Here is a 19,842-nt window from a genome sequence, read left to right as displayed (position 1 = left end):
GCGGCAATACGAGTGACAATGCGAGGGACCTGGGCCCGCGCGGTGGAATTCCTACATGACGGCGTCCACGATCTGTTGTGCGAGCCCCTCCCACTTCGCGTAGGCGTCCGGGAACGCCGACCGCTGCACCATCTGCGCGGCGATGGTGACGGCCTGCTGCTCCCAGCCCGGGATCTGGGCGAGCGCCGCGTAGAACCTGCGGGCGGACTCGTGCGGGTTCATCAGCTGGTCGACCGAACCCCAGCTCGGCCGCTGCTGGAAGAGGCCGACCGAGTCGTAGTCGTACCCCACGCCCTCGTTGGGGCGCTGCAGCGACTGCGGCACGTTCGGGTTCGCGAGGTTCCGCAGGTGGCTCTCCTGCAGGGCGGTGGCGATCCCCACGACGGCCGCGCGCCGCGGCAGGTTCAGCTGCCGGGCGACGTCGATGATCGCGACGGCGTTGTTCATCTCGGCCTGGGTCAGCCCGCCGACGGGCGCGTGCACGGTCGGCGACGGCGCCGCCGTCGACGCCGGTGGCGTGCCGGCGGGTGCCGGGGTGGTCTTCGCCGGTGCCGGGGCGGCCTTCGTCGGTGCCGGCGTGGCCTTGTTCGCGCTGTCGGCGGGTTTCCGGGTGCGGCTGCGTGAGGCCTGCCCGCCGGCCGCCGAGCGTTCGGCGTCGACGGCGAACGCCGCACTGTCCGCCGGCACGGCGGCGGGTCCGGCCGACGCCGACAGCGTCGCGGACAGGCCGACCGCCACGACCGCGACGGCGCCCACGGCGTAGCGGCGGATCTCGGCCGGCACGGGTGCACGCAGCCGGAATCGGGTCGCGTGCCGCCCCCGCCGGGAGCGGCGCAGGTGTCGGGGACCGCGTGCGGTCGCACCGTTGAGCTGCTGGTCATCGTCGGCGCCCGGAAGCATCCGGCGAGCCTAGGGAGGCCCCGGATCCGGGGTGATGCCGGGCATGCGAACCTGCCGACCGGACACTGGGCGGGCCGCACGGGGCCGGGGCGCGGTCGGCGAGGTGCACCGGGGCACGGCGCAGCCGACCGGCGGGCTGATGGCCCGTGCACCCGGCCGTTCGCCACGCCGTCGTCACGCAAGGTAGCCGACCAGCGTGGGGGTTCCGGGGGTCCTCCCGCGCCCCCGATATGGTCCTCGCATCCGCCCGGCCCGACGTCACCCACCTCGGATGACACCGCGGCGGATCCGCTGAGTCGCGTCCGCGCGAGCCGGGGAACCGAGCACCACCGGGGTGAATCCGCGGGGCCAGCGCCTCGCGGTAGGGCGATCCTCCCGCCCGAACCCGTCAGCTAACCCGGTAGGCGGCACCGGAAGGAGCACTCCGTGCAGCCACAGACCCGGCATCGCCCGTGCCGCAGCACCTCGGGCACCTCGACCCTCGGCCCGGCCCGGTAGTCGCCGACCGTCACCGCACCGGCCCTCGGCCGGCGTGGCACCCCCCTGCCCGGATCACGTCCGGCACCGGCAACAGCAGCCGTCATCGAGCATGTCTGTCGAGGTACCCGTGAGTTACCTGTACAAACCCAGGCACCAGAACCAGAGCCCCGCCCCGTCGCGCTTCCGCGTGCTGCCGATCGCGGCCGCCGCGGCGGTCCTCGGGGTGACGGCGGCCGTCGGCGTGGCCGTGCACGCCTCGACCCCCACACCGGTGGCCGACGCGCAGTCGGTGACGTCCGCGGATCCGTCCGGAACCGGCGTCGGTCCGGCCGGGCGTGACCGGCAGCGGACCCAGGCGGCGCCCGACGCCGCCTCCGCCCCGTCGAAGGCCCCCGCCGGTACCGCGACGTCCAAGCCCGCCCCGCCCGCCGCCTCGGCCAGCCCCACCAAACCGGCGGCCCCGGCGGAGAAGGAGCTCGCGTACCGGTTCGCCTGGCAGGAGAACTTCTACTACTGCGGCCCGGCGGCGACCCGGATCGCGCTGACCGCGCGGTCGATGTACCCGTCCCAGTCCGAGGTCGCCCAGAGCCTGCACACGACCGTCAACGGCACCAACTCCGCCGACGACACCACCCGGTCGCTCAACGAGTACACGAAGAGCTCCTTCTACAAGTCGCACTTCATCCCCGGTCAGTCGGCCACCCAGGCGGAGATCGACCAGATGCAGGCCGACGTCGTCAACGCGATCACCAACGGCTACGCCGTGGTCGCCAACATCGCCGGCTCCACCGTGGACGACAAGGGCAACTCGCACTCGTACCCGGGCGGCCACTACCTCACGGTGGTGGGGTACCTCGACGGCGGCAAGACGGTGAAGATCGCCGACCCCGCGGACGCCCTGGGCGTCGGGTACTACACGCTGACGACGGCCAAGCTCGCGCACTGGACCGCCCTGCGCGGATACTCCGCCTGACACGGCCGTCAGCGGCTCGCGGTCAGCGGCCCAGTGCGCGTACCCGGCTGGGTGGCCGGAACGCCTGGGCCGGCTGGCCGCGCAGCGCGCTCGCCATGGTCTGCGCGACGGCGGCGTTGACCGAGCCGGAGACGCCGCTGCCCACGTGGTCGTTCGGGTTGTCCACGTTCACCGCGATGCCGGCCGCCGCGATCTGCGGGGTGAAGCCGACGAACGTCTCGGTCGAGTTGTACTCGGAGCTGCCGGTCTTGCCCGCGACCGGGCGGCCGCCCAGGATGCCGGACACGTTCTCCGCCGTGCCGCCGTCGCACTTGCCGTACGCCGAGGCCCGGCTGACCGGGCACCGTGCCGCGTCGGTCGCGGCGGCCGCCACGTCGGCGCTGACCGCCTGCCGGCACTTCGGGGCGGCGGCGTCGACCGGTTTGCCGTTGGAGTCGGTGATCGACAGCACCGGCAGCGGCTGGCAGTACAGGCCGCCGGCGGCGACCGCCGCGTAGGCGTTGGCGAGGTCGAGCGGTGTGGTCGAGGCGACGCCGAGGGTGAACGCTCCCCACTGGTCCGCCTTGGCCGCCATCGCCGCGTCCTCGGCGGAACGGAACGTGATGCCGAGCCGCTGCGCCATCTCGACCACGCGGCGCGCGCCGATCTGCTGTTCGAGCCAGACGAAGTAGGTGTTGACCGAACGGCCGAAGCCGTTCCACATCGTCCGGTTCCCGTTCATCCAGCTCGGGGAGTCGTTCCCCGGGCACCACTTGCCCCCGCAGCTGCCCGGGCCGCTGGCCGGCCACACGGTCGCTATCCGGCTCGGTGAGTTGAAGTTGGTGCTCAACGGCATGCCCGCGTCGAGCGCGGCGAGCATGGTGAACATCTTGAACGTCGAACCCGCCTGATATCCGGCGACGCCACCACCGCCCGCGATGAGCTGGTTGACGGTGTTCGGGAACAGTGGATGCTGGGGCGGGTTGGGTTCCAGGCTGTAGTGGCGGTTGACGGCCATCGCCAGGACCCGGCCGGTGCCGGGGGTGACGACGGCCGTCGGCATCGACCGCGCGCTGCCGTAGCCGTAGACGCTCAGGGACTGGTTGAGCGTGGCCGCCTGGATGCCCGGGTCGAGCGAGGTGACCACGGTGTAGCCGCCGGTGCGCAGCGCCTCGTCGCGGTCGGCGCGGGTGGCGCCGAACTCGGGCTGGCTGCCCCACCACTGGCGGAAGTAGTCGCAGAAGAAGCCCCAGTCGTTGTGCTCCCGCGGGACGGACACGCAGTTGTTGGGCAGGTCGCGCTCGTTGATCTTCAGCTCCTGGCCCTTCGCCGCGGTGGCGTCCGCGGCGCTGATCATCTTCATCTTCGCCATCGAGTCGAGCGTGTAGGCGCGGCGCCGCAGGGCCGCGTCGCGGTCGCCGCTGATCGGGTTGTCGCCGTCGGGGGACTGCAGCAGCCCGGCGAGCAGCGCCGCCTCGGGCAGCGTCAGCTCCAGGGCCGACTTGCCGAAGTACGTCTGGCTGGCGGCGTAGATGCCGTAGGCGCCGGCACCGAAGTAGGCGATGTTCAGGTAGCCCTGGAGGATGTCCTGCTTGCTCAGGTGCTGTTCCAGCTTCGTCGCGTAGCGCATCTCGCGCACCTTGCGGGCGGGCGTGTCGGCGAGCGAGTCGACCCGCTGCTGCGGCGACAGGGTCGGGTCGTTCTTCAGCACGTTGCGCACGTACTGCATCGTCAGCGTCGAGGCGCCCTGCTGGGCGTTGCCCCTGCCGTTGGAGACCAGCGCGCGCAGGACGCCCCTGCCGTCGACACCCTGATGCTGGTAGAAGCGGGTGTCCTCGGCCGCGACGACGGCCTGCTGGAGCACCGGTGCGATCTGGTCCAGCGGCACGTCCTTGCGGTTCTCGTCGTAGAACGTGGTGATGAGCGTCTTGCCGTCGTTGGCGTAGACGTAGGTGGCCTGCGGCGGCGGTGGCAGCGCCAGGTCCGCCGGGAGGTTCGTCCAGACGTCACGGCTCGCGTTCACCGTGGAGCCGCCGATGAACGCGAGCGGCAGTACACCGGCGGCCACGACCAGACCCGAGATGACGCCGCACAGCAGGAGCCGGCCGAGCCCCCGGAGCCAGCGTGCTGAGCGGCTCGGCGCCCCGGCTTTCGCACGGCGGCTGCTGGCGCTGTGCGCGGGTCGGCTTCGGGCGCGGACGAGGCGCATTGGCTTCTCCCCAGGAGACAACGGGTGGTTCGCTAGCCGCCGATCCGACGTGGACCGATGTGACCGGCGCGCCGCTACCCGGGGGGTGCGGGGCCAAACGGCGGGAGTGCCCGCCCGCCCCGATCGTCACCCCGGGGCGAGGTTCACCCCTCCGCGGGCCGGCGATCCCCCTGGTGAGGAGGGATCGGATGACGGCCGGGCAATCGGGCGCCCGGACCCGGCAGCCTCTGTTCGGCTGGATCGCGCGGCGCACTGTGGCCGTTCGAGCGGGGGCTCAGCCGGTGCCGGCGGGAGCTCACCGGCGACGGCTCACGGGCGACCGCCGACAGAGCGGTCCGCGGCCCGACACCGCTGCCACGCGAGGCGACCGAAGGGAAACGACGCCATGTGCGGCTTCCTGATGTACGTGGGGGACTTCGCCATCTCCCCAGAGACCCTCGGACTGGTGGAACGGCAACTCGAGTTGCTCGACCACCGCGGCCCCGACGACATGGCCCTGGAGAAGGCCGGACAAGGCGTGGCGGCCGGTTTCAAACGGCTCGCCATCATCGACGTGCAAGGCAGCCGGCAGCCGTTGCGGTACCCGCCGAGCGGGCCGGACGCGGGCCGGTGGACGCTGGTCTTCAACGGCGAGATCTACAACTTCGAGGCACTGCGCGAGGAACTGATTCGCGTGCACGGCGCGGAGTTCGCCACGGGCGGCGACAGCGAGGTGGTCGCCGCCGCTTACCACTACTGGGGCGAGGCCGCGCTCGGCCGGCTCCGCGGCATGTTCGCGTTCGCCCTCTGGGACGAGGCCACCGAGACGGTGCACGCGGCGCGGGACCAGTTCGGGATCAAGCCGCTGTACTACCTGCCGACCGTCGACGGGCTGTGGCTGTCGAGCGAGAAGGCGCCGCTGCTGGGGGTCGCCGGCGGGGAGCTCGACCAGACCGCGCTGTCGCTCTACCTGACGATGCAGTACGTGCCCGAGCCGTACACCTTGCACCGGCACATCGCGCGGCTGCCCAGCGGCGGGCTGCTCACCCGCGCGCTCGGCTACCCGCCGGTGGTCCGGCGTCTCAACCGGCCGAAGTTCCGGCCGGACCCGGCGGTCACCGAGCAGTCCATTGTGGACGAACTGCGCGACGCGCTGCGGGAGAGCGTGCGATGCCACCTGCGGGCGGACGTCCCGGTCGGAGCGTTCCTGTCCAGCGGGATCGACTCGACCGCCATCGTCGCGCTCGCCGCCGAGGTCCACCCCCGCCTGCGCGCCTTCACCGCCGGCTTCGACACCGCCACCGCGTACTCCGAGCTCGACGTGGCCGAGCAGTCCGCCCGGCACCTCGGCGTCGACCTGGTGCCCACCATCGTCAATCCCGAGCAGGTGATGGTGGCGCTGCCGCGCATCATCTGGCACCTCGGCGATCCGGTCGCCGACCCGTCGATCGTCCCGCTGTACTTCCTGGCGCAGACGGCGGCCGAACACGTCACCGTGGTGCTGTCGGGCGAGGGCGCGGACGAGCTCGCCGGCGGCTACACCATCTACGGGGAGCCGCGTTCCCTCGCCCCGGTGCGCCGCCTCGGCGCACCGATCCAGCGCGGCCTGCGCGCCCTGGCCCGTGCGGTCCCCGACGGTGTCAAGGGCAAGAGCTACCTGCTGCGGGCCACGACGCCGATCGAGACGCGGTACTTCGGCAACGCCCGCGTCCTCGGCGACGAGGAGAAGGCCCGGATCCTCCTGGGCGGCCCGGGGGTGGGCCACCCGCACGTGACCGCGGCGCTCTACGCCGAGGCCGCGGACCTCGACGACCTCACCACCATGCAGCACATCGACATCAACACGTGGCTGCCCGGCGACATCCTCACCAAGGCCGACCGGATGTCGATGGCTCACTCGCTGGAGCTGCGCGTGCCGTTCCTGGACAAGGGCGTGTTCGAGGTCCTGTCCCGGCTGCCCGACCGGCTGAAGGTGCCACCCCGCGGCCGCACCACCAAGTACGCGCTGCGCCGGGCCCTCGCGGGCATCGTGCCGGACTTCATCACCGACCGTCCGAAGCTCGGCTTCCCGACCCCGGCCCGGCGCTGGCTGCGCACGGAGCTCGCGGAATGGGCCCACCACGTCCTGTCCACGTCGGGCGCCGGCCACCTGATCGACCTCAAGTACGCCCACGAGCTGCTCACCCAGCACGAACGCGGCGACGCCGACAACGCCCGCAAACTGTGGATCCTGCTGACGTTCTGCCTGTGGCACGGCATCTTCGTCGACGGCTCGGTCGTCCCCACACTGCCCGAACGCCGCCCCCGCCCCGCCCGCGCCATCTGACGCCCACCACCCGCGACACACACGCCGGACCGTGCGCGCGCTGCCCTGCGCGCACCGGCCCGCGTGCGTCCTCAACCGAGCGGCCGCTGTCCTGCGTGCTGGACCACGTGCGTGCCGGACCGTGTGGGGGCGCTGGACTGTGTGGCCGCTGGATCGTGCGCGCCGACTGTGCCCGCGATGGACCGTGGGCCTGGACTCTGTGCGCGATGGACCATGTGCGCTGGACTGTGTGGCCGCTGGATCGTGCGCGCCGACTGTGCCCGCGATGGACCGTGGGCCTGGACTCTGTGCGCGGTGGACCATGTGCGCTGGACTGTTTGGACGCTGGACCGTGTGCGTTGTCCGACCGTGTGCGTTGTCCGACCGTGTGCGGCGTCCGACCGCGTGCGTGCTGGACGGCATGGTGCTGGACCGCATGGACGCTGGATCGTGTGGACAGTGTGCGCTGGACCGTGTGTTGTCCGATCGTGTGCGCCCGATCGCGTGCGGCTGGACCGCATGGCGCTGGACGGCATGGCACCAGGCCGAATGACGCCCGACCGTATGGCGCTGGGCCGCATGAAGCCTGACCGCGTGGCGCCGACCGCTCGTCGCTGGACCGCGCTGCGCGCCCGACCGCGTGGGCATCGGCGTCGCTCCAAGCGACCGCGGACCAGCGGGAACGCTCCTCCCGGTGGTCTCCCGGCGACCTCAGCTTCCGTGCCAGGCCGCCAGCATCACACGCGCATCGGGCCACCACCTGGTCCCGCGCGGCGAGCCGCCGCCGGTCCGCCACACGCCCCTCCCCGCAGCAGAGCGGGTGTCGTCCGCGGGGAGACGCGGGCCGCAGCGCCGATCACGACGGGTCCGGCTCGCTGATGGCGTCGAGGATCTGCTGGCCGAACTTGGCGAGCTTGTTCTCCCCGACACCGCTGATCGTCGACAGCTGCGCCAGCGTCGCCGGGGCCTCCGTGGCGATCTGCCGCAGCGTCGCGTCGTGGAAGATGACATACGCCGGGACGCTCTGCTCCTTCGCCGTCGCCGAACGCCACGCACGCAGCCGCTCGAACAGCGGCGCCGCCTCCGCCGGCAGCTCCGTCGCCGCGGCCGCGCCGCGCTGCTTGGCGACCTTCGCCGCCGACACAGGCCGCTCCGGCTCCCGGCGCAGCATCACCTGCCGCCGCCGGCCGAGCACCTCCGCGCTGTCGTCGGTGAGCACCAGCGTGCCGTAGTCACCCTCGACGGCGAGCAGGCCCTGCGCGAGCAGCTGCCGCACCACCGCCCGCCACTCCGCCTCCCGCAGGTCGGCGCCGACCCCGAACACGGTCAGCTCGTCGTGGTGCCACTGCACGACCTTGTCGGTCTTCTTGCCGAGCAGGATGTCGATGCACTGCCCGGCGCCGAACTTCTGGTTGCGCTCCTTCTGCAGCCGGTACACCGTCGACAGCAGCTTCTGCGCCGGCACCGTGCCGTCCCATGACTCGGGCGGGCTCAGGCACGTGTCGCAGTTGCCGCACGGCTTGCTCTGCTGCCCGAAATAGGCCAGCAGCTGCACCCGCCGGCACTCGACCGTCTCGCACAGCGCCAGCATCGCGTCGAGGTGCCGGCCCAGCCCCCGCCGGTGCGCCGCGTCGCCCTCCGAGCCTTCGATCATCTTGCGTTGCTGGACGACGTCCTGCAGGCCATAGGCCAGCCACGCGTTGGACGGCAGGCCGTCCCGCCCGGCCCGGCCCGTCTCCTGGTAATAGCCCTCCACCGACTTCGGCAGGTCCAGGTGCGCGACGAACCTCACGTCGGGCTTGTCGATGCCCATCCCGAACGCGATCGTCGCGACCATGACCAGACCGTCCTCCCGCAGGAACCGGGCCTGGTTGTCGGCGCGGGTCCGCGCGTCGAGCCCCGCGTGGTAGGGCAGCGCCGAGATGCCGTTGTCCTTCAGGAACTCGGCGATCTTCTCCACGCTGGCGCGGGACAGGCAGTAGACGATGCCGGCGTCGTCGCGGTGCTCGGTGCGCAGGAGCTCCAGCAGCTGCCGCCGCGGCTCCTGCTTCGGCACGATCCGATACTGGATGTTGGGCCGGTCGAAGTTCGACACGAAGTGCCGCGCCCCGGTCAGCCCCAGCCGGGTGGCGATCTCCTTGTGGGTGGCCGTCGTCGCGGTCGCCGTCAGCGCGATCCGCGGCACGTCGGGCCACCGCTCGTGCAGCACCGACAGGTTGAGGTAGTCGGGCCGGAAGTCGTGCCCCCACTGCGACACGCAGTGCGCCTCGTCGATCGCGAACAGCCCGATCTTCCCGCGCTCCAGCAGCCGCATCGTCTGCGGGGACGCGAGGGCCTCCGGCGCGAGATACAGCAGGTCGAGCTCGCCGCCGACGAACGCGGCCTCGACCGCCCGGCGGCTGTCGAAGTCGAGCGTCGAGTTGACGAACCCGGCCCGCACACCCAGCGCCGTCAGCGCGTCGACCTGGTCCTGCATCAGCGCGATCAGCGGCGAGATCACCACCGCCGTGCCCTCGCGGACCAGCGCCGGGATCTGATAGCACAGAGACTTGCCGCCGCCGGTCGGCATCAGCACGAGCGCGTCGCCACCGCCGATGACGTGCTCGATGATCTCCTGCTGGCTGCCCCGGAACGTGTCATAACCGAACACCCGGCGCAGGACCTCGATCGCCGGCCCGGCCGTCTCAACCCCCACGGTGCTGTCCACGCGGCGATTCTACGAGCGGCGACCGACAAGAATCGCCGCCGTGACGGCCGGTGGACGATCTGACTACTGGCTGAACACGATCGGGCGCACCTCGATGGCGTTCCACTTCGCGTCGGGGATCATCGCGGCGAGCTCCACCGCCCGCTCCTTCGACTCGCACTCGACCAGGTAGAAGCCGGCGAGGAACTCCTTGGCCTCCACGTACGGCCCGTCGGTCACCGTCTCCGCGCCGGCCCTGATCCGGACCACCGCGCTGTCCTTCGGGTCGGCCAGGGCGTGGGTGCTCACCATCTCACCCGATTCGGTGATCGTGGCGATGAACCGCTCGTGCCCGGCCATCACCTCGTCGACGTCCGCCTGCGTCAGCGTCGACCAGACGTCCGGGTTCATGTGGATCAGCAGCAGGTACTTCACGGGAACGCTCCTTTGTCGTCGGGTGCTCGCACCGACTGGTCGGAGCCGCCGCGCGGTGCTCTACACGTCTCTCAGGAATTCTTCACCGCGGCCGGCAGGGGCAGCGACTGGGTCAGCTTGGTCAGGGTCGTCGCCGCCTTCGCGAACTGGGTGCCGTTCGGATGCACGGACAGCACCGCGACGATGTACCGGTCGCCGTCGCCGACCGTCCCCGTCGTGTGCAGGACCTCGCCGCTCATGTCCGGCGCGTTCGGCGGCGCGGCGACACCGACGAACTGCCCCGGCGCGGAGGGCTGATACGCGGCCGGCGCGGCGCACGGCGTGGCCGGGTTGTCACCGAAACCGGACCATCCCTGCTTCGCCGACCACGGCTTGCTGAACGTGCTCGGGATGCCGAACGACTGGTCGTACTTGTCGGTGCCGCACTTCGTCGACGCGTGCAGGTTGCCCATGATGTAGTCGCGCACCGGCGCCGGCGCCTTGTCGAGGATGAACTGGTAGACGCGCACCAGGTCGCCCGCGCTCACGGCGGTGTACCCCCAGTAGCCCGGCTGGCTCACCGGCGGCGGCGCGGTGTCCTGCAGCCCGAGCCGCTGCACCATCCGGGTCACGATCTCCCGCTGCCCGTTGGCCTTCCACAGCCCCGTCGCGGCGCTGTCGTCGCTGCTGCGCAGCATCACGTCGAGCTTCGGCTTGTCGGCCGCCGGCACGGTGTACGACGGACCCTTGTCCCAGAAGTAGTCCAGCGCGATCAGCAGCTTCACCAGTGACGCCGACCTGAAGCGCCAGCTCGCCTTCTGCTGTACAACGAACGCCCCCTGCTGCCGGTCGAAGATCACGATCCCCGCCGTCACCCCGGCCGGCACCGCGACCGTGGCCGCGCCCGACGGGGACGGGCTGGCCGCCGCGGAGGGCGTGGAGAGTCCCGCCGAGGCGCTGCCCACGCCACTGCCCGACCGGGCGGGCTGGGCGGTCTGCGCGGCGCCCGGGTCCTCGGACCCGCACGCGGTGAGGACGAGCAGCGCGATGCCCGCGACCACGGCGCTGAGCACGACCCTCACCCGCCGGACCCCGGTCACGTCCCGCGCCGGCGGGAGCGTCGACGCGGTGCTGGGCGGTGCCGCCGGCTGGGTGACCCGGGTCGAAAGCATGGTCCATCCTCACGCTCCGCCTGCCGGAGCACAAACCCCGGGCGGTATTTGACGTGAGGTGGCCGGGGCGGGAGCGTTCGCCGAGGCCGGGACGGGTCCGGAGTGCGTCACCATGGCGGGGTGGGGGACCGGGGGCGTCCGCGGTGGGCCGCCCTCGCCCTGGCGGTCCCGGTGGTGTTGCTGCTCGCCGGGTTGTGGAAGGCGATCGCGCTGTTCGCCATCGTGTGCGCCGGCATGGTCACGCCGGTGCTGGCCGGACAGTGGCGGAGCCGTCACCGGCAGCGGGCGGCGCACGCGGGCGGAGCGCAGGTGTGGGCCGGGCACCTGGCGCTGGACAGCGCCGTCGGGCTGTGGGAGGTCGGCGTCGGCGCGGCGTTCCTGTTCGGCGCGGGTGTGCCGGTGCGCCTCACCCCGCAGCCGCTCGGGCTCCTGATCGAGGTGCGCCGGTCACGGCTGCGCGAGGGCGTGGCCGGGCACCGGGCGGAGGGCTGCCGTCCGGGCCGGGCGCCGATCCTCGTCTCGTGGGTGGACATCGCGTCGGTACGGCAGGCCCGCCCGACCCGGGTGACCGACTGGGGCAAGGTGGGTGTACTGCCGTTCGACGTCATCGAGGTGGTGCTGCGCGACGGCGGGGTGCTGCCGTTCGCCACGCCGGACGCGGCCGGACTCGCCGACCTGATCGCGCTGCGGACCGCCGCCGGGCCGGGTTCGGGAGACGAACGACCCGGGTGATCGACCAGAGACTCTGCGTGGCTGAGTTGCGCCGGTTTCTGGCGCTTCCGTACGGTGGTCTTCCATGGCAGAGCTGATCGAGGTCGGTGTCTGGTTCGAGGCCCGGCCGATCACCGTTGAGCAGGGCGTCGACCGCTTCGAGGCGCTGCGGCGCGGCGACACCGGATGGGCCGCGGCGGACCCCGGGATCGAGAAGTTTCACCGCGAGGTGCTGGCCGGCGTCGACGCCGCGTGGTGGGCCGGTCCGGTCGTCGCGGCCGACACGCACGTGCTGCTCAGCCTGCAGCCGGAGACGCCGGAGGCCGCGCTCGACCTCGTGCACCGGGTGGCCGACGAGTGCGAGCTGCTCTGCTTCCAGCGCCCCGGCCGGCACCAGCCCGCGGCGCTGTGGCAGCCGCGCAGGCTGCTGAGGGTGCCGGTGCCCCGGCTATCGACCGAGGACGGCTCGCTCGCGCACCACCCGACCGGTGACGACATCCGCGACTTCCTCGGCCGGCTCGACGCGGACAACCGCTCCGCCGTGCTGTGGCGGGAGGACGGGTCGTCGATCCGCGTCACGTACGTGCCGGGCCAGCGCAGCTGGAAGCTGGAGACCGTCGTGGGCGAGGAGCGGGGCGAGACGGTGCAGGATGACCTCGCCGGCGTCGCCGAACGGTTCGAGGCCTTCGCTCAGTCGTGAGGCGTCGTGGTCGCCCGACCTGACCGCCGGCGCGGCCCTGCCCGCGGGATGCGGGCGGGCCGGCCGGTGCCGGGTCAGGGGGTGGTCCGGGTCCGGACGGTGAGCTGGGTGCGGTGGTGGGCCGGGGAGGTCACCTCGTCGAGGATCGCCGTGGCCAGGTCCGCGTAGGTCGTCGTGCCTTCCGCGATACGGCCGTCGGTGGTGACCTCATATGCGCCGGTGCCGGGGGTGTCGACCAGTTCCATCGTCGGCGTGAACACCACCCAGTCCAGGGAGCCCTCGCGCAGCGCGGACAGCTCGGCCACCCGGCCCAGCGAGAACGGGCGGTAGGCGTCTGGGAAGGACTCCGCCTCGTACAACTTCACACCGTCCGGACCGTCGAGGGTCGTCGCCAACCCCACCACCAGCAGCCGCTTCGTGCCGGCCCGGGTGAGGCCGTCCAGGAGGGAGCGGGTGCCGGCGCCGTACAGGTCCGTGGGGTCGATGTCGGCCGTGTAGATCGCGCTGACCGCGACGTCGTGCCCCGCGGCGACGGCCGCCACCGCGTCCGCGTCCGTGACGTCGCCGGCGACCGCGCCCGCGACGTCCGGGTGCCGTGCCGGATCCCGTACCACCGGCGTCACCCGCAGCCCTCGATCCCGTGCCGCCGCCGTGATCCGCCGGCCTGCCCGCCCACCCGCTCCGAACACCACCAATGAGGTCATGCCGGCGACCATAGGGCGGGAGACCTCGGTAACTGCAACGTAACCGAGGCGTGCGCTACGTTCGGCTGCGTGAGCGAGCCACTGCCGCGCGACCTGTTCGACCCCGCGTGCCCGTCGAACGCCACGCCGTTCCAGATCGGCGACAAGTGGGCCGGGATGGTCCTCGTCTGCCTCGAGGACAGGCCGCGCCGCTTCTCCGAGCTGCGCGTGCCGATGCACCGCGTCTCCGCCAAGGTGCTCGCCGAGACCCTCCGCGCCCTCGAACGCGACGGCATGATCACCCGTACCGCGTACGACGAGGTGCCGCCGCGCGTCGAGTACGCGCTGACACCGCTCGGGCGGACATTGTTCCCCGCGATGGCCGCCTGCCGGGCCTGGGCCGTCGAACACCTTCCGGCGGTGCTCGACGCCCGCGAGCAGTACGCCAGCAGGAGCGCGTGATGTTCCGCCGGTACGTGGCGATCGGGGACAGCACCACCGAAGGCATGGACGACCCGGACGGCGCCGGCGGCTACCGCGGCTGGGCGGACCGCTTCGCCGCGCACGTCGCCCGCGCGCAGCCCGGCCACCGGCTCGAGTACGCGAACCTGGCCATCCGCGGCCGCACCACCGCCCGCATCCGCGCCGAGCAGCTCCAGCCGGCCCTCGACCTCGCGCCCGACCTCGCCACCGTCGTCGCCGGCATGAACGACATCCTGCGCGGCTCCTTCGACGTCGCCGCCGTCGCCGGTGACCTCCTCGCCATGCAGAAGGCCCTGATCGGCGGCGGCGCCACGGTCATCACGTTCACGCTGCCCGACCCCGCCCCGGTCATGCCGATCGCGAAGCCGCTGCGCGGCCGGGTCCTCGCCCTCAACGCCGCGATCCGCGACGCGTGCGCCGCCAGCGGGGCGATCCTGCTGGACCTCGGCGCGTACCCGGTCGCGTCCGACCCGCGCCTGTGGAGCGACGACCGCCTGCACGCCAACAGCGCCGGCCACGAACGCATCGCCGCCGCCCTCGCCCACGCCGCCGGCCTGCCCGGCACCGACGAGTCGTGGACCTCGCCGCTGCCGTCCCCTCCGCTGCGCCGCCGGCACGAGGTGCTCCGGGCGGAGCTCGCCTGGGGCCGCCGCCACCTGCTGCCCTGGCTCGGCCGTCACCTGCGCGGCAAGTCCTCCGGCGACGACCGCTTCCCGAAACGCCCCGACCCGTCCCCGGTCGACCTCCCGGACGCCTGACCCGCCACAACCCCCGCCCGCCGCGCCATGGATCCCGGCGCTCCGGCCAAGATCCCTGGCTTGATCCTTCCCGGTGTCTGACCCATCGCAGACGTGAACCGCGTCCGAGCTGCCGCATCGTCGTCTCGCGGTCCGTGCCCCGCACGGTGACTCCAGGCGCTGTGGCGAGCGGTGCCGCCGTCCACCGGCCGGACCACCTCCCACGGAGCGGGTCACGACGCGGTGGGCTGCGGATCGCGCCCACCCACGGACGACAAGAAGCGCCGCCGGCCACCCGGCCATGTCGCCACAAGCAGCCACCGCCGGCGCGGCTCACCCCTTCAGCTCGCCCTCAAGCAACCGTCCCGTCCCGGCTCGCCTCGACGCATCGGACCGGCGGCCCGGTGCAGCCTTGAGCGACCGGCCAGGCGCGGCCGGTGCAGCCTTGAGCAACCGGCCCGGCACGGCCGGCACCGCGGAGCTCGCGGAGCTGTTGGTGGTGCTGACGAGTGGACGGACGGCACAGTCGGAGTGCCGGGTGGGCAGCGGCCCGGCCGGTCAGCGCACCCGCCGCACCCGCCGCGCCGGGCGGGTTCGCCGCTCGGTCAGGGGACCAGGATCACCTTGCCGCGGACGTGGCCGGACTGGCTCAGGTCGTGGGCGGCGGCAGCCTCCGACAGCGGGAACGCCCGCTCGACCGGCATCGTGAAGCGGCCCTGGCGGTGCAGGTCGGCGGCCTCCTCCAGGGTCTGCCAGGCGCGGCCCTCCGAGCCGTCCGTGACCCGGGCGCCGAGCGTCGGTGCGTCGAAGTCCACGAGGCTGACCACGTCGGACGGCGCGGGCGTCAGCGTGATCAGCTGCGCGACCGCGCCGCGCCCCGCGGTGTCGAGGGCGACGTCCACGCCCTGCGGCGCGGCGGCGCGGATGCGGTCGGCCATGCCTTCGCCGTACGTGACGGGAATGGCGCCGATCGAGCGCAGGAACTCGTGGTTGCGCTCGCTGGCGGTGCCGACGACCGTGGCCCCGCGGGCGACCGCGAGCTGGGTCGCGGCGATGCCGACGCCGCCGGCGGCGCCGTTGACGACCAGCGTCTGCCCCTTCTCGAGACCGAGCAGCACGAGCGCGCGGCCGGCCGACTCGACGACACCGGGCAGCCCGGCCGCCTCCTCGAACGACATCGCCGCCGGCTTGGCCACCCACAGCTTCATGACGGCGTGCTCGGCGGCGCCGCCACCGGCCGCGAGCCCGAAGACCTCGTCGCCGACCTGCGCGTCCGCCCCCGGGCCGACGGCGTCGACGACACCCGACACGTCGCCGTGCGGGATCACCGGCAGCCGGGTCGGTGTCGTGTCGCCGAACAGGCCGCTGCGGACCTTCCAGTCGAACGGGTTGATGCCCACCGCCCGCACCGCGATCCTGACCTGCCCCGGCCCGGGCTGCGGCGGGTCGACGTCGACGACGTGCAGGACGCTCGACGGCCCGTATTCGGAATACCGCAACGCTTTCACGGGTGCCCCTCCGATGGTGGTGTACGTGCTGCGCGGCCGCTGGGCCCGATACCCCGCAACCGCCGGTTCAATGGTCGAACGGCCCGCCCGGCGGGTCAGGTGTTGAGTGGCCGGCGGGCCACCAGCAGGACGTGCGTGTCGGGCCACGGCAGCGGCGTCCCGTCCTGGGCCGAGAGCGCCGCGACCTGGGCGAGCCGGTGCTCGACGATCCAGTCGTTGCGCCACGAGTGCGACGCGGCGTCGACCTCGAAGCCCACGTCGGTCAGCAGCGCCTTCCAGTCGGCGAACTCCAGCCCGCAGAACTGCTCGTGTGCCTCGGACAGCCAGTTGTCGGGATAGTCCTTGTGGGTGAGGAACTCCATCGCGTCGCCGAGGGCGATGTCGACGGTGCCGTCGGCCCGGGCGTCGAACGGTAACGGGAAGTGGAAGTCGGCGGCGAACCGGTCCAGCCGCGCCCTGGTCGGCAGCCCTTCGACGTGTGCGGCGATCTCCTCGCGGGTCAGGCCGTCCAGGTCGACGAGCGGACCGCCGGCGGCGCCCTGCAGCGCGAGCCGCACCCGCAGGTCGCGGTTGTCGGGGCCGGACACGTCGGAGTTGATCCAGACGCCGCCGGGGACCGTGTGGTCGTAGATGGCCTGGGCGAAGCGGCGCAGCGAGTCCATCCGCTGCCCGTAGGACCAGATCTCGTGCGTCAGCGCGAACGTCAGCGTCGTGTCGACCGACCGGGGCGCGAAGACGGCCCCGCCCAGCACGTTGCGGCAGTAGAAGTAGACGTTGGGGTTGGTGAACCAGCCCTGCGCCTTGCGGTGCATGCATTCCTCGAACAGGTGACGGGCGACCTCGACGCCGATGAGGTCGCTCTCGCGCAGCGCAGGCTCCCGGTCGGCGAGGGCGAGGACCGCGCCGGCGCCGCAGCCGACGTCGACGATCCTGCCGGGCCGCACGTGCCGGCGGACCAGGTCCCACTTGCGCTCGGCGCTCGCCTCGAACGCCTCGGCATAGGTGCGGTAGTCACGGGTCGTGGTGAGGCCGCCCTCCTCGCCGACGACCGGATCGTTGACGACCTGGGCGACCTGCTCACCGAGCCGATACCGGTCGAAGACGTCGAGCGTCGCGGGGTGCGCCAGCTCCCGCCACGCGGGCTCGCCGGCGGCGAGCCGCAGCAGCACGTCCCACGGCCGGTCGGGCACCGGGTCGCGCTCGGCCTCGACGCCGGCGATCGCGAAACCGAGCTCGGCATACATCGCCGCGACCTCGGGTGTCGAGCACGCCACCACGGTGTCGTGCGGCGTCAGGGTGCGGCCGAGCACGGACTCGACGCTCTTGAGGGTGACCTCGGCGAACCGGTCGGTGTGCGCGGTGTCGAACACCGGCACCACGAGGGACCGCAGCCCCTCCTGGACGCTGAACCGCTCGATCGCCGCCTGCCGCCGGTCATAGCCGACGGGGTTGCGTTTGGTGTTCTGATGGTTGGCGCTCGTCACCGCCCACACGACCGTGCGCCCGCCCTCATCCGTCGGGGCGGCGAGCTCGCGCAGGTAGCCGGCCTGGAACCTGGTCAGCAGGTGGTGTCGGCCGGGGAACAGGACGAAGCGCTCCACAGGTCAGCCCTCGGCTGCCGGTGCCGGGCCGGTGCTCTGCACGACCTCGAACTCCAGCAGGCTCGCCCCGGACGCCACCGGCTTGGCCCGCTCACCCGAGTGCGCCTCCATCGCGGGGCCCTTCACCCACGCCTGGAAGTCCTCCTCGGTCTCCCACCGTGTGTAGACGAAATAGCGGGTCTCGCCGGCCACCGGGCGCAGCAGCTCGAAGCCCAGGAACCCCTTCGACCCCTCCACGGCACCGTGCCGCGCACCGAACCGGCGCTCCAGCTCAGGGCCCGCACCTTCAGGAACCTCGATCGCGTTGATCTTCACAACCGCCATGCCAACCACACTAGCGACCCCCACCGACAGTTCTTCCCCACCAGCGAGGGGTCGACGCCGCCGACAATGCGGTGGGAGGCGTCCGGGGGCGGGTGCGAGAATCGCGACGTGACCGATGTGCTTGATGATCTGCAGTGGCGGGGCCTGATCGCGCTCTCGACGGACCTCGACGAGTTGCGCGCCGAGATGGCGAAGGGGCCGCTGACCTATTACTGCGGCTTCGACCCCACCGCGCCGAGCCTGCACATCGGGCACCTGCTCCAGGTGCTGACGATGCGCCGCCTCCAACTGGCCGGCCATCGTCCCCTCGCGCTGGTCGGCGGCGCCACCGGCCTCATCGGCGACCCGCGGCCGACCGCCGAGCGGCAGCTGCACTCGCGTGACCAGGTCGCGGAGTGGGTGGACAAGATCCGCGGGCAGATCCAGCCCTACCTGGACTTCACCGGTGACAACGCGGCGACCATGGTCAACAACCTGGACTGGACCGCGCCGATGTCGGCGATCGACTTCCTGCGCGACATCGGCAAGTACTTCCGGGTCAACAAGATGCTGACCAAGGACGCCGTCAGCGCGCGGCTCAACTCCGACGCGGGGATCAGCTACACGGAGTTCAGCTACCAGATCCTGCAAGGCATGGACTTCCTGGAGTTGTTCCGCCGGTACGGGTGCCGTCTGCAGACGGGCGGCAGCGACCAATGGGGCAACCTGACCGCCGGGACCGACCTCATCCGGCGGATCGAGGGACAGTCGGTCCACCTGCTGGCGACGCCGCTGCTGACCAACAGCGCGGGGGAGAAGCTCGGCAAGTCCACCGGCGGCGGAAGCCTGTGGATGGATGCGTCGATGACCTCGCCGTACGCGCTGTTCCAGTACCTCGTGAACCTCGAGGACTCGATCGTGGGCGGGCTGCTGCGCCGCCTGACGTTCCTGTCCAGGGAGGAGATCGAGGTGCTGGAGAAGGAGACGGCGGACCGGCCCGCGGCCCGGCTGGGGCAGCGCAAGCTGGCCGAGGAGGTCACCCGGATCGTGCACGGGGCGCACGAGACCGAGCAGGTGATCGCCGCGTCGCAGGCGCTCTTCGGCCGTGGCGAGCTCGCGACCCTTTCCGCGTCGACACTGCGCGCCGCGTTGGCGGAGGCAGGTTTGGTACGGGCGGCGCCCGGGACGTCCGTGGCGGACCTCTTCATCGCCGCGGGCCTCGTGAGCAGCCGCAACGAGGCACGCAGGACGGTCTCAGAGGGCGGCGCGTACGTGAACAACGAGCGGGTGAGCGACGCGGAGGAGGTCGTCGCCGCGGACCGTGCGCTCGCCGGCGGGCTGCTGGTGCTGCGCAAGGGGAAGCGGACGTTCGCCGGCGTCGAGCTCGGCGCGATTTGACTCTGTCGCTGCGTTCCACGTAGCTTTTGCGAGCGCCACGGGGCACCTGCCCGGTGGCGCTCTGCACGACCCGGGCCCCGCTCACCACCAAGCGAGTGATCGATTTGGTGGAGATCGGAAGCCGGGGTAACGTAGATGACCGGCAGGGAAACGGGCGGCGCGCGAGACGCGTCGGACGGCCTGCAGAAAGCTTGATCGGCCAGAGACCGGGTGACCGGCCGAAGGTCGTGCCCGTAAGGCGGACGACATCCAGTCGACACGGTCGATTTGGATGCGGGACGCGGAGCGGGTAAGGTTTTACCCCGGCAGGGACACGGACGAGGCACGCGGGTCGCTCACACGAGCCGCAGCGGACGTCCTGCCGAAACCATACGACACTCGACCGGGTCACCGGAAGAGCAGTTGTGTGTCCGCGAAACGGGACAAAGTACGGCGAGCCGGACTTGACACCGCAAAACGGAGATGCTAGGATAGAACGGTAAGGAAAATGCCCCGGGAGATCGGGACCGGATAACGGTCAGGGTCTGCGGTGTGTGTTGGTTGTTTGAGAACTCAACAGGGTGCTTGTTAAGCCAGTGCCAATTGATTGACCCCGTGACATGGCTTTGTTGTCGTGTCCGA

General features: G+C 72.1%; 16 protein-coding genes and 1 riboswitch. Of the genes, 7 read left to right on the top strand and 9 right to left on the bottom strand.

Features of this window, described 5'->3' with window-relative positions; translation table 11 throughout:
* Positions 1-51 precede the first annotated feature (51 nt).
* Positions 52-900, bottom strand: a complete 849-nt coding sequence (locus tag ABZ321_RS56375) for a hypothetical protein (RefSeq protein WP_354905028.1) — start codon at positions 898-900, stop codon at positions 52-54.
* 279 nt (positions 901-1,179) lie between these two features.
* A riboswitch (cyclic di-AMP (ydaO/yuaA leader) is annotated at positions 1,180-1,322 on the top strand.
* A 185-nt stretch (positions 1,323-1,507) separates the two neighbouring features.
* Here ABZ321_RS56375 and ABZ321_RS56370 point away from each other — a divergent pair.
* A complete protein-coding gene (locus ABZ321_RS56370; protein WP_354905025.1) occupies positions 1,508-2,353 on the top strand; it encodes a C39 family peptidase in 846 nt (281 codons plus the stop codon).
* Between the two features lie 22 nt (positions 2,354-2,375).
* Here ABZ321_RS56370 and ABZ321_RS56365 read toward each other — a convergent pair whose 3' ends face one another.
* A complete protein-coding gene (locus ABZ321_RS56365; protein WP_354905023.1) occupies positions 2,376-4,541 on the bottom strand; it encodes a transglycosylase domain-containing protein in 2,166 nt (721 codons plus the stop codon).
* A 385-nt stretch (positions 4,542-4,926) separates the two neighbouring features.
* On the opposite strand from ABZ321_RS56365, the gene asnB reads away from it, so the two are divergent.
* Entirely contained in the window at positions 4,927-6,846 is a 1,920-nt protein-coding gene (asnB, locus tag ABZ321_RS56360; RefSeq protein WP_354905021.1) for an asparagine synthase (glutamine-hydrolyzing), read from the top strand.
* 835 nt (positions 6,847-7,681) lie between these two features.
* Here the strand turns inward: asnB and recQ are convergent.
* The 3 genes from recQ to ABZ321_RS56345 form a co-directional block, all read right to left on the bottom strand.
* Complete coding sequence (recQ, locus tag ABZ321_RS56355; protein ID WP_354905048.1) at positions 7,682-9,520, bottom strand: DNA helicase RecQ; 1,839 nt, start codon at positions 9,518-9,520, stop codon at positions 7,682-7,684.
* A 75-nt stretch (positions 9,521-9,595) separates the two neighbouring features.
* Positions 9,596-9,946 (bottom strand): YciI family protein, encoded by a 351-nt coding sequence (locus ABZ321_RS56350; RefSeq protein ID WP_354905019.1) that lies wholly within the window; start codon positions 9,944-9,946, stop codon positions 9,596-9,598.
* Between the two features lie 71 nt (positions 9,947-10,017).
* A complete protein-coding gene (locus ABZ321_RS56345) occupies positions 10,018-11,097 on the bottom strand; it encodes a hypothetical protein (RefSeq protein ID WP_354905017.1) in 1,080 nt (359 codons plus the stop codon).
* Positions 11,098-11,217: 120 nt separating this feature from the next.
* Between ABZ321_RS56345 and ABZ321_RS56340 the strand changes: the two genes are divergently transcribed.
* Together ABZ321_RS56340 and ABZ321_RS56335 are read left to right on the top strand one after the other, a co-directional pair.
* A complete protein-coding gene (locus ABZ321_RS56340) occupies positions 11,218-11,829 on the top strand; it encodes a hypothetical protein (RefSeq protein WP_344503631.1) in 612 nt (203 codons plus the stop codon).
* Positions 11,830-11,893: 64 nt separating this feature from the next.
* Positions 11,894-12,508: a hypothetical protein gene (locus ABZ321_RS56335; protein WP_344503632.1), complete on the top strand. Its 615-nt coding sequence runs from the start codon at positions 11,894-11,896 to the stop codon at positions 12,506-12,508.
* A 74-nt stretch (positions 12,509-12,582) separates the two neighbouring features.
* Here the strand turns inward: ABZ321_RS56335 and ABZ321_RS56330 are convergent, their stop codons facing one another.
* Positions 12,583-13,212 carry an NAD(P)H-binding protein gene (locus tag ABZ321_RS56330; RefSeq protein ID WP_354905013.1) on the bottom strand — a complete coding sequence of 210 codons (630 nt, stop codon included), beginning with the start codon at positions 13,210-13,212 and terminating at the stop codon, positions 12,583-12,585.
* Between the two features lie 69 nt (positions 13,213-13,281).
* Between ABZ321_RS56330 and ABZ321_RS56325 the strand changes: the two genes are divergently transcribed.
* Both ABZ321_RS56325 and ABZ321_RS56320 read left to right on the top strand, forming a co-directional pair.
* Positions 13,282-13,653, top strand: a complete 372-nt coding sequence (locus ABZ321_RS56325) for a helix-turn-helix domain-containing protein (protein WP_354905010.1) — start codon at positions 13,282-13,284, stop codon at positions 13,651-13,653.
* Positions 13,653-14,432 carry an SGNH/GDSL hydrolase family protein gene (locus ABZ321_RS56320; protein ID WP_354905008.1) on the top strand — a complete coding sequence of 260 codons (780 nt, stop codon included), beginning with the start codon at positions 13,653-13,655 and terminating at the stop codon, positions 14,430-14,432. The genes ABZ321_RS56325 and ABZ321_RS56320 overlap by 1 nt, the downstream gene beginning before the upstream one ends.
* 584 nt (positions 14,433-15,016) lie before the next feature.
* Here the strand turns inward: ABZ321_RS56320 and ABZ321_RS56315 are convergent.
* The 3 genes from ABZ321_RS56315 to ABZ321_RS56305 form a co-directional block, all read right to left on the bottom strand.
* Complete coding sequence (locus ABZ321_RS56315) at positions 15,017-15,919, bottom strand: NADP-dependent oxidoreductase (RefSeq protein WP_354905006.1); 903 nt, start codon at positions 15,917-15,919, stop codon at positions 15,017-15,019.
* A 95-nt stretch (positions 15,920-16,014) separates the two neighbouring features.
* Positions 16,015-17,520, bottom strand: a complete 1,506-nt coding sequence (locus ABZ321_RS56310; protein WP_354905003.1) for a class I SAM-dependent methyltransferase — start codon at positions 17,518-17,520, stop codon at positions 16,015-16,017.
* 3 nt (positions 17,521-17,523) lie between these two features.
* Positions 17,524-17,844: an antibiotic biosynthesis monooxygenase gene (locus tag ABZ321_RS56305; protein WP_344503638.1), complete on the bottom strand. Its 321-nt coding sequence runs from the start codon at positions 17,842-17,844 to the stop codon at positions 17,524-17,526.
* A 108-nt stretch (positions 17,845-17,952) separates the two neighbouring features.
* Here ABZ321_RS56305 and tyrS point away from each other — a divergent pair, with 108 nt between their 5' ends.
* Positions 17,953-19,221 (top strand): tyrosine--tRNA ligase, encoded by a 1,269-nt coding sequence (gene tyrS, locus ABZ321_RS56300; protein WP_344503639.1) that lies wholly within the window; start codon positions 17,953-17,955, stop codon positions 19,219-19,221.
* Positions 19,222-19,842: the final 621 nt, after the last annotated feature.

Source organism: Dactylosporangium sp. NPDC006015, assembly GCF_040614215.1.
GTDB lineage: Bacteria > Actinomycetota > Actinomycetes > Mycobacteriales > Micromonosporaceae > Dactylosporangium > Dactylosporangium maewongense.
Note: the sequence above shows the minus strand (reverse complement) of the source record. Positions and strands in the feature narration are given on the sequence as shown.